A 10,803-nucleotide genomic window follows, 5' to 3' on the forward strand; every position below is an offset into this window, starting at 1 on the left:
TCGAACTCATCTAGGATTTGTAGAATTTCTAGGTGGTGCTTTTTTGCGAATTTAATTGTGTCATTGTAGTAGATAAAACCTGAAACTGAACCTGAGTTTGCTGAATAATAATCTTGTGGGTGTTTAATTAGTTGTTTCCATTCTACTTCTCCTTGTTTTAGTAATTTCTTGTGGAATTCAGGAAATGAACTATGCTTTTCTAAAAATGTTTTCTTGCTTAATTTAGACATAATTTGTATTTACATCTAAGGGCTTTCTAACTTTAAAAGGGCTCTTAAACTTAAGCCATTAGTAATCTTTAATAAATACATAAAACATTCTTTATGTAAATTGTAAATCTAATGTTTTAGGCCAATTTATGCTTTAGAAAAGTTCCACAACAAATTTCAAGTTGTAAAATCATTTATGAGTAATAAACCTGTGTTTTAGTTCACATCAAGCCCCAAAAACTCTAACAAATCAAGCACATTACCAGCCCAATCTATAGAAGGTTCATGATCTGGGAAGTTTTTAACAGTATCATCTTCTAAAATAGCTTTTATTTTCTTTTCTAACCAATCTTTTGGTAAAGAGGTCTTATCTAAATCTAATTGATTAAAATAATTTGGAGCCATACACTTATTTTTAAAATATTAAAGTAATTATTGCTAAACTATCTTTATAAAAGTAAAGTCCCACTCAAAATATAAAGCTCTTATAAAGGAACCACCCTTTCTTTATAAAACGAATATGGGACTTTGAATTACACTAAGATAAAATTAAGTTATTAAAAGAAATTCGATGTTCTTTTTTTAGAGCTTTTAGTTACATAAAAATTTATTTAGTTCTGTTTAATACTTTTTATTAAGGTTACCAGCGGTTATACCAAACCTTTTTTCGAATTTGTCGTAAAAGTTAGTTCTACTATTAAAACCAACTTCAAACATTACTTCAGAAACTGTTTTAAACTTTTTATTGATAATTAATTCGTACGCTTTTAAAATACGAATTTCAATAATAAATTTTATGGTACTTAAACCAATAGCTTCTTTTAATGATTTGTTGAGTTGTTTTTCATGAATACCTAAAGCATCTGAAATAAACGAAACATTTAATGATGGGTTATTTAAGTTTTCTAATATTATTTTCTTTGTTTTTTCTATAACTTCAGAATGTAAAGTTTTGGTGTTATCTACTAAATCCATATTCGATTCTAAAATATGTTTTTTATTAAATAGCTGTTTTACGAGTGCATTAACTCTGGCAATGAGTTCATTTTTATCAAAAGGTTTTAATAAATAATCATTAATATCGTATTTTTCGATATAATTATCTGTGTGTTCGTTTTGAATAGCTGAAACCATAATAAATGGAATATTTTTATAGTTTTCAATGGTATTTATTTGCTCTTTAAATTCTAAACCATCTAGTTTAGGCATTCTATAATCGGCAATTATAACATCAAACTGCTCTGTTTTTATTTTATTTAAAGCTTCTAAACCATCATAGGCAAAAGTGCAGTTTAGTCTGTCTTTAAAAATTTCATTATAAAACTTAATAATTTCTAAATTGTCATCAACAATAAGGGCATTTGGCAAAAAACTACTTGGTGCGTTATTGTTTTCATCTTTATCAGATACACCAAAATATATGGTAGTTTCATCAACAGTTAAAAGTGCAATATTTTCTGCTTTTACAGGTAAACTAACTTTAAAGATACTACCAATATTCACTTCACTTACCAAATCAATGCTACCATTCATTTTTTCAACTAATTTTTTTACTAAAGATAAACCTATGCCAAAACCTCCTGAATTTTTAATATTTGCAGATTGATAAAAACGAGTAAATATTTTAGAATGGTCTTCTTTTACAATTCCCATTCCTTCATCTTTTACTGTTATTTCTAAAGCATTTAATTTTAATAAACAGATTACTGTAATTTGGCTCTGGGCATTCGAAAATTTCAGCGCATTAGAAAGTAGGTTCGTAACAATTTTTGTTAAAACATCATAATCAAAAGTAATTTCGGTATTCTCTTTTAGATTGTATATAAATTTAAGGGTAATTTGTTTCCTTTTGCTAATTGTGTAAAATCGATTATAGTATCTTTAAAAAAATTGAGAAGTATTCTATTTTCTTCAACTAATTTTAAATCTGATGTTTTTTCTAGTTTTTTAACAGTTAAAAAACTATTTAAAGAATGTAAGAAATTTGTGGTATTTACCGAAGCTAAATTAGCATAGTTTGCAATTCTTTCAGGATTTAAACTATTTTCTTTTATTAAAGTTAAATACCCTAAAATAACTGTAATTGGTGTTCTCATTTCATGCGAAATATTTTCTAAAAAAATATTTTTAAAAGCAAGAACTTCTTTTGTTTTGGCAAGTTCTAGTTTTGCCTTTGTTCTTCTATTTTTTGTAAAGAAATAAAAACTGATTCCTAGTATTATAAAAATTAAAAGTGCTATCAGAATAGTTGATTTTAACTTGGTTTCTTGTTTTTCGGCAAGCAATTGTTCTTGTTTTGCTTTTTGTTCGAGTGTTATTATTTTTTTATCAAATTGTAGTTCCTTTGCATAAATTTGGTTGGCAATTTCTAAACCGTTTTGAGAAATTGAGTCATTTAAAAAGTATTTTCTTTTTAAATAATTTATCGCTTTTTTGTAGTTTTTTTTATTGTTATAATAATTAGCCAAAAGGCCTTGTGCTGTTGGGTTTTGATAAATGTTTAAACCTACTGTATCTTTAATAAAACTATCAAAATATTTATCAGCAGTACTCATATCATTTACTTCAGAATATATGCTAGCAAATGTTAAATTCTTATATTTTTCTCCAATAATATCCTTTTTAGGGTTAAAAAAATCAGTATTATATGCTTTTTTATATAGTTTTAAGGCTTTATCTTTTTCACCCAACTCAAAGAAAATTTCAGCTAAAGTATTATAAAAATGATGTTTAAAAATATTATTTTCGGGTACTTCATCTTCTAACTTCTTTACAATAATTAACACCTCTTTTCTTTTGTTTTTTAGTAATAACGTTTTACATTTCTCTAAATTAAAGGTAACTTCTTTATTTTTGATAAAAGGAATTAAAGGTGATAAATCTTTATTAGCATGTATTTGTTCTTTTGTTATTTTTAAACTTACCTCTATAATTGGAATTAAATTTTCTGCAGTAGAAAATAACTTATAATTATTATAGACACCAAATAGAAAAATTTGTAATTCACTTTTTCTGTAATTAGCATGGATATGATTAGACTTATCATAATAATCTATGGCTTTTTTAAGTGATATTATTTGTTCAGCATATCTATTTTTAATTTGATAAGCATAAGAAGTTATGCTTTCTGCTCGTCCTAATAAATAATAATTGTTGGTATAATCTCTTACTTTATTGTTATAATGTATAACAGAATCAATTTCACCCTTAAACATAAAATAATCACCTTGAAGTAAAACTAGATAATTGGCATAAGTGTCTTTTAGCTCAATTAGAGAACTATCTGCTATATTTTTTTTTTGAGAAATAAAATCTCTAAGCTCTCTTAAATTAGCATAAACGTGTTTATCTAGGTCTTCTATAGAACTTTTTTTCTTGTATAATTCATTGTATTTGTTAGTCGTATAATTTACAATAGTATCATTTTGAAAACTTAGTTCATTGCAACTTAAAGTAAAAGATGATAAAATAAATAGTGAAAATAATAGGAAAAACTTCATAAAAATAAGGCAGTTAACATTTTGTAACTACAATATAATTATTTTTGAGTAGTATTATAAAAAACATACTTTAAAATGTTAAAATAAGACAAAAAAGTCTAAAAACGATACAGTTTTTTAAAAAGAGATACATAAAAATCCAATTATAGTCCTCAGAAAAGATATATATTAAACTAATTTTGCCTCGCAATATATCTTTCCCCACCTCTAAACCCTTTAAATTATTTACGTCAGATATGTATAGTCTTTCAAACGTTTCTATTAAAGAAACAACCTCTAGTATTTTCCATTTTAGATTTAGTTTTTGTATTTAAAATTTTTTACCAAAATATATTACTGTTAAAATATAGTAATATAATCTCGTATGCAAAAAATTTAAAAAACGAACTATCCAAATAAATTATTTGAACAACTAAACAAATAAACTATAAAGCAAAATTAAATATTAACAAAAATCAATACCCTTTAAATTATGAAGTACACACAAAAACTTGTTTACACCTTATTGATAATTTTATTATCAGCTGTAAACAGTAATTATGCTGTAGGATTAGAGAATTCAAATAAAGATTTTACATCTTTATTCGATACAAATTCTCAAAATACTTTCTACAATAATTACCAATCTAATTGGAATAACTTAGTTAATTTCAATTCAAATTTTCCATCAGCAGAAAAAACTGTAGCGAAAATCAAGTTAGAAGAAAAATCTTTACCTTCTACAAACAATACCTATATGGTAGAAATTTGTAACAACGGAATAGATGATGATGCAGATGGTTTAATAGATTATGACGATGATGATTGTCAAATCGCTGCCTGTGGGCAATCTTTACTGGTTTCTCAAGATATTGGTAGAGCAACAACGCCTCAAGATTTTGCAGATTTTGAAAGCTGTGTGTTTGATATTAGCCCAGATGGACAATATTCAGCAGGTTTTGTAGATTTCAGAGCTGCAGTTTTTAATACATTTAATAGAACGTACACACAAATATACGATCCATTAGGAGGTACAGGCTTAACAGCTATAAGTACAGCTTATGGAATTTCAGCAACTAATGAAGCAGTTGGGTATGGTAAAATAGGACCAGCAGGTGCAAATAGAGCCTTTTATTGGGCGCCAGGAATGGCAACTATGGTTGAGTTAGCTACGAATGATGCAGCAGTTACTTTTTCTTTTGCGAATGAAATTTCAGACAATGGTGTAATTGTAGGTTCTTACAGAACTGCAGCTGGTTCTTTTGGTATTATTTGGAAAACTAGCGATTTAGCAAACCCAATTATTGTGCCATCAGTTAAAGAATTTACAACAGTTTCAGGAACAGGAACTCTTATAGCTGGTTACGATCAAAATGACAAAGTAGTTGTTTATGATTTTAATGCAGGTACAAATAGTGCAGCATTAAAAATAACAACAAATTTAGTAACTACAAATGGTACCAGTACCGCAAAACATATAAGTACAGATGGTAGATATCTAGTAGGTTTATTAAGCAATAAAAATGGCTATAGATATGACATTACTAATGATGTAATGAAAACGATTTTGCCTCTTGCTACTACATTTGCAACTAATAATAGAGGGTATTATGAACACGTTTCTCCAGATGGTTCTATAACTGGTTCACAAAGATTTAGTGGTTTTTCAACTGCAAATTATTACGCATCTTTTTGGGATGCTACCAAAGAACAGTGGCTTTTATTGGATGAAGGATCTCAAAATATAAATTCAACTATTTTCAATTCTTGGAACTTATATAATGGTGGTGCACATTCAGATGATCCAACAATGAGAGTATATTCTGGTTTTGGAAACAACCAAAATGGTTCAGAAGATTCTTACTTTATTATGCCTTGTAAAGTTGGTTTAGGAAACACAGTATATAATGATGCAAATTTAAACAGCACTTTTGATGCTGGTGAAGGTATAGATGGTGTTACTTTACAATTATTTAATGCAGGAGATGATGTAACTACAGATACACCACTTTCAGAAACAATAACACACGATGATGGTTTGTATTTCTTTGGTCAATTAGCACCAGGTAATTATTTTGTACATATTCCTTCTTCATTTTTTGGAGCAGGGAATGCTATTGATGGTTTAATGTCCATTCCAAGTGTTACGCTGACTAATGGTTATGTTTATGCAGGAGATGATAACACAAATTCTGCTGGTTCAGAAAATGGTGTAGATAAAACTATTGCTCTTTTAGCCTTAGAAGGTATTAGTTCAGGCTTTACTACTTTATCTCCTGGTACAGAACCAACAGGAAGTTCAGAGGCTGGGAATCAATTTGATTACGATTATTTTGGAGATACGTATGTAGATTTAACTTTAGATATTGGTTTTAGATCGCCAGTTCAAGAAAACTGTACCAATGGTATAGATGATGATGGTGATGGCTTAATAGATACAGAAGATCCAGATTGTCAATTATTTGACTGTGGTCAATCATTAGTAGTAGCTGCAGATATTGGTAGAGCAGTTACCAATTCAGATTATGAAAATTTTGAAAGCTGTGTATTTGATATTAGTCCTGATGGGCAACATTCTGCAGGTTTTGTAGATTGGAGAGCAGCTATTTTTAATACCTATAATAGAACATATACACAAATTTATGATCCATTAGGAGGTACAGGTTTAACAGCAAGATCTACAACGTATGGAGTAAGTGCAGCTGGAGAAGGTGTTGGAGATGGTAAAATTGGTCCAGCAGGAGAAAGTAGAGCTTTTTACTGGGCTCCAGGTATGGCAACTATGGTAGAATTAGCTACAAATGATGCAGGTGTTACCTCTTCATTTGCTACTGAAATAAGTGATAATGGAGTAATTGTAGGTAGCTATAGTACAGCTGCAGGCTCTTATGGTATTATTTGGAAAACAAGCGATTTAGCCAACCCAATAATAGTACCAGCCGTAAAAGAATTTACAACAGTATCTGGTACAGGAACTTTAATTGCAGGAACAGATCAAAGTGATAACGTAGTAATTTACAATTTTAATGCTGCAACGAGTGCTGCAACTTTAAGAACCACTTCTAATTTAACTACTACAACTAACAGTTCTGCAAAACATATTAGTACAGATGGTCGTTATTTAATAGGTGAATTAAATAATGGAACAGGATATAGATACGATATTACAAATGATGTTTTAAAAGTAATAGAATCAGCTTTTCCTAATTATTATGGCAGTTCTAACAGAGGTTATTATGACCACGTTTCTCCAGATGGTTCAATTACAGGTACACAAAGAACAGGACGTACCTCTAATGCTAGATATACAACCGCTTTTTGGGATGCTACTATAGAACAATGGATATACTTTTGGGATTTGGCAGAAGATGTAAATCAAGAGGTATGGAATAACTGGAATATTTATGGTGGTGGTCAGCATTCAGACGACCCAACAATGAGAGTATATTCTGCTTATGGAAATAACACAGCAGGTTGGGAAGATTCTGTCTTTATCTTACCTTGTAAAGTAGGTGTTGGTAATACTGTTTTTGCAGATGCAAATAATAATGGAGTTTTTGATTCAGGCGAAGGTATAGATGAAGTAACTGTACAATTGTTCAATTCAGGAGATGATCCAAAAACAGCAACACCAATATCAGAAACAATTACGCATAATGATGGTTTGTATTTCTTCGGTCAATTAGCAGATGGAGATTATTTTGTACATATTCCATCAACACAATTTGGTACAGGAAATCCAATAGGAGATTTAGTATCTATAAATGGAGACTCATCTATCACAGACGATAATGCAGGAGAAGATGGTATTAATGGTGCTTATAAATCACAATTATTAGTAAATGGTATTAGCAGTTCTGTGTTTAATTTATCAATAGGAACAGAACCTGTAGATGCTGGAACAGAAACAGGAAACGTTAATGATTATGATTATTTTGGAGACGCAGATGTAGACTTAACTATAGATTTTGGATTCAATACAGCTATCATTGGTTCTATTGGAGACACAGTTTGGTATGATGCAAATGCAGATGGTATTCAAAGTGGTGCTACAGAATTAGGTTTAGAAGGCGCAACAGTAACTTTAGATCCAGGAACTCCTTTAGATACAAATGATGATGTAACAGATACAACAGATGCTAATGGTAACTACTTATTTGATAATTTACCAGCAGGAGATTATACAATAACTGTAGATGTTAGTACTGTAACAGGAGGTTTACCAGCAGGTTTAACTCCAGCTAATTTAGCACAAACTTTTGATGCAGATGGAACAGGAACAGCAAATACAAGCGACTATACATTAGCAGCAGGCGAAGACAATGTAGACCAAGACTTTGGTTACCAAGGTTTAGGTTCATTAGGAGATAGAGTTTGGTATGATGAAACTTTGACTGGAGATCAAGGTTTAACAGAACCAGGTTTAGAAGGAGCAACAGTAACTTTAGACCCAGGAACTCCTGGAGATGCAAGTGATGATGTAACCACAACTACTGATGCTAATGGTAACTACTTATTTGATAATTTACCAGCAGGCGATTATACAGTAACTGTAGATGTAAGCACTGTAACAGGAGGCTTACCAGCAGGTGTAACTCCAGCCGATTTATCTCCAAACTATGATTATGATAGTGTTGTTACACCAAACACAAGTAACTTTACATTAGCAGCAGGCGAAGATTATCTTGACCTAGACTTTGGTTATAAAGCTTATGGTTCAATTGGAGATACAGTTTGGTATGATGCAAATGGAAATGGAACTCAAGATGTTGGTGAAAACGGATTACCAGGAGTAACAGTAACATTAGATCCAGGTACTCCAGGAAATCCAGCAGATGATATCACCCAAATAACTGCACCAGATGGTACGTATTTATTTGATTATTATTTATCAGCAGGAAACTACACAGTAACAGTAGATTTAAGTACAGTAACTGCAGGAATACCATCAGGTGTTACTCCAGCAGATTTAGTACAAACTTATGATGCAGATGGAATTGGAACATCAAATACAAGTAACTTAACATTATCAGAAGGAGAAAATAATCTAGATCAAGACTTCGGATATAGAGGTGAAGTTTTAGGTTCAATTGGAGACACAGTTTGGTATGATACAGATGGCGATGGAATTGTAGATGCAGGTGAAAATGGATTAGAAGGAGCGACTGTAACTTTAGACCCAGGTACTCCAGGCAATCCAGCAGATGATATAATCACTACTACAGATGCAAATGGAAATTATTTATTTGATAACTTACCAGTAGGCGTTTATACTATAACTGTAGATGTAAGTACTGTAACTGGTGGATTACCAGTAGGTGTAACAATAGCTGATTTAATAGCAATTTCTGATGGAGATGGAGTAGGTACTTTAAACACAAGTACACTTTCTTTACCAGCAGGTGCAAATAACTTAGATCAAGATTTCGGGTATGGCATTTCTTCTGGAAACACAGGAACAGGAAACAATGGAGGAATCGAGTCAGAATCTTTAGGAGATGCCTTGACTAAGTTATATGTAGGTAGAAAGAAAAATTCTGTACCAACAAACTTTGTAAAAGATGCTTCTAACTTGTATGACAAAGCTAAGATGAAGTCTGCACAACCTTACCAAGGAAAAGGACAAACCATGTTAGACATGTTCCCTACTGAATTAGTAGCTGGAAATGTGGCAAACATAACCTCACCAACAGATATTTTAGATATCACAATTGCTGATGAAGTATTGTCTGTAGATTTCTCTTTAAATGGTCAAACAAAAGGAGTTGTATTAGGTATTAAAACATCTGATAAAATCTACAACCACACCAAAGCATCTTGTGATAGATTGCGTGGTGCAGAGATATTAAATATTCAAACAGTAAAATTACAAGGGTATAATTTCTTAATGCAAGGAATCAAGCAACGTAATGGCATTGTAGAGTACGCAATCTCTTTTGCAGTGGCAAAGAACAACAACGATCGTAAGTATACTATTCAAACCAACTGGTATGTAAATGACTATATCAAGTTTAACGATGTGTATAACTTCCAAGTATGGTCTACAAAACCGGCTGATACTCAGAAATTAGTAACAGACATCTTAGAGAACTTACAATCATTTATTCCTGTTGCGCAACCAGAAATTCAGAAAGTTCCAGAAACGTATGCTTCTAAAATTTACAGAGATAAGTCTGAGTTAGTAGTAATGTTAAGAAGTACAGAAGAAGGAAATACTGCAGAAGTATCTATGGTAGAATTATATTCTGAAACGGCTAACAACATTAAGTTTAGAAACAATACTTTAAGCACGGAGATTCAGCAAAGTTTACGATTAGACATCGCAGATGGGTATGAGTATGATGGATTGGTAAGCGTAGATAACGAAGTAGAAGATGCATTTTACCATGCAGATGGAAACTGGGGCTTAGACTTTGACAAGCGTTACACAGAAATCAAAAACTACTTTGTATGGAATAATTTCGATAGAGAGTACAAAGATGATGAGTATGCAATTAACAGAGATGTTGAAGTAAAAGCAACAAGTGATTATGATTACTTAACGGTTTACAAATCATTATTACCTGGAACTATTTCAGCTGATTACTCTGAGTACAACTATGTAGCTTTTACAGCAAAAGGATCTGGCTTAATGGAATTAGGCTTAATCAAATCTTCAATTGAAGACTGGAAAGCACAATATAGAGTGATGGTAGATTTCTCTGAAGAAGAGCAAACATACTATGTTCCTTTTGATGTATTTAGTTCAAGTGGAACACAAGAAAAGTTAACAGCAGAAGATTTAACTACAATTCTATTTACGTTCTTGCCAGTAGAAGCAAATACAAAAGAATTAGATTTGTTTATCTCTGATGTGAAGTTTGCAAAAACAGTAAAAGAAGGCGCCATTGAAGTAAAAGCAATCGAGAATTTTGAAAACAACTTTATGGTTTACCCTAACCCATCTAAAGGAAATGTAAACATGCTTTTATTTAGTGAAACAGATACAGAAGCAACCATTACCTTAACAGATATTACTGGGAAAACTATTTACAAAGAAACAGCAAAATTAACTAAAGGTAAAAACGAACTAGAGTTCAACTTTAGAGTAAAACCAGGAGTAATGCTGTTACAAG

Annotated in this window: 5 protein-coding genes; 1 reads left to right on the plus strand and 4 read right to left on the minus strand. The window is 31.0% G+C overall.

What is annotated here, in order from left to right; genetic code table 11:
* The 4 genes from WAO74_RS00235 to WAO74_RS00250 form a co-directional block, all read right to left on the minus strand.
* Positions 1-230, minus strand: a 230-nt coding sequence (locus WAO74_RS00235; RefSeq protein ID WP_422158697.1) for a DUF7222 domain-containing protein, incomplete at its 3' end; no start/stop codon positions are given.
* A 195-nt stretch (positions 231-425) separates the two neighbouring features.
* Complete coding sequence (locus WAO74_RS00240; protein WP_422158699.1) at positions 426-614, minus strand: hypothetical protein; 189 nt, start codon at positions 612-614, stop codon at positions 426-428.
* 216 nt (positions 615-830) lie between these two features.
* Positions 831-2,066 (minus strand): ATP-binding protein, encoded by a 1,236-nt coding sequence (locus WAO74_RS00245; protein ID WP_422158704.1) that lies wholly within the window; start codon positions 2,064-2,066, stop codon positions 831-833.
* Complete coding sequence (locus WAO74_RS00250) at positions 2,021-3,709, minus strand: histidine kinase dimerization/phospho-acceptor domain-containing protein (protein WP_422158701.1); 1,689 nt, start codon at positions 3,707-3,709, stop codon at positions 2,021-2,023. Before WAO74_RS00250 ends, WAO74_RS00245 begins: the two co-directional genes overlap by 46 nt.
* Positions 3,710-4,181: 472 nt before the next feature.
* On the opposite strand from WAO74_RS00250, the gene WAO74_RS00255 reads away from it, so the two are divergent.
* Positions 4,182-10,803: SdrD B-like domain-containing protein (locus tag WAO74_RS00255; protein ID WP_422158703.1), on the plus strand; the 6,622-nt coding region annotated here is incomplete at its 3' end.

The organism is Polaribacter sp., from assembly GCF_049276715.1.
Classification (GTDB): domain Bacteria; phylum Bacteroidota; class Bacteroidia; order Flavobacteriales; family Flavobacteriaceae; genus Polaribacter.

Coding starts and splice junctions, on each gene's coding strand:
- WAO74_RS00240 (WP_422158699.1), bottom strand. CDS start 614: ATGGCTCCAAATTATTTTAATCAATTAGATTTAGATAAGACCTCTTTA.
- WAO74_RS00250 (WP_422158701.1), bottom strand. CDS start 3,709: ATGAAGTTTTTCCTATTATTTTCACTATTTATTTTATCATCTTTTACT.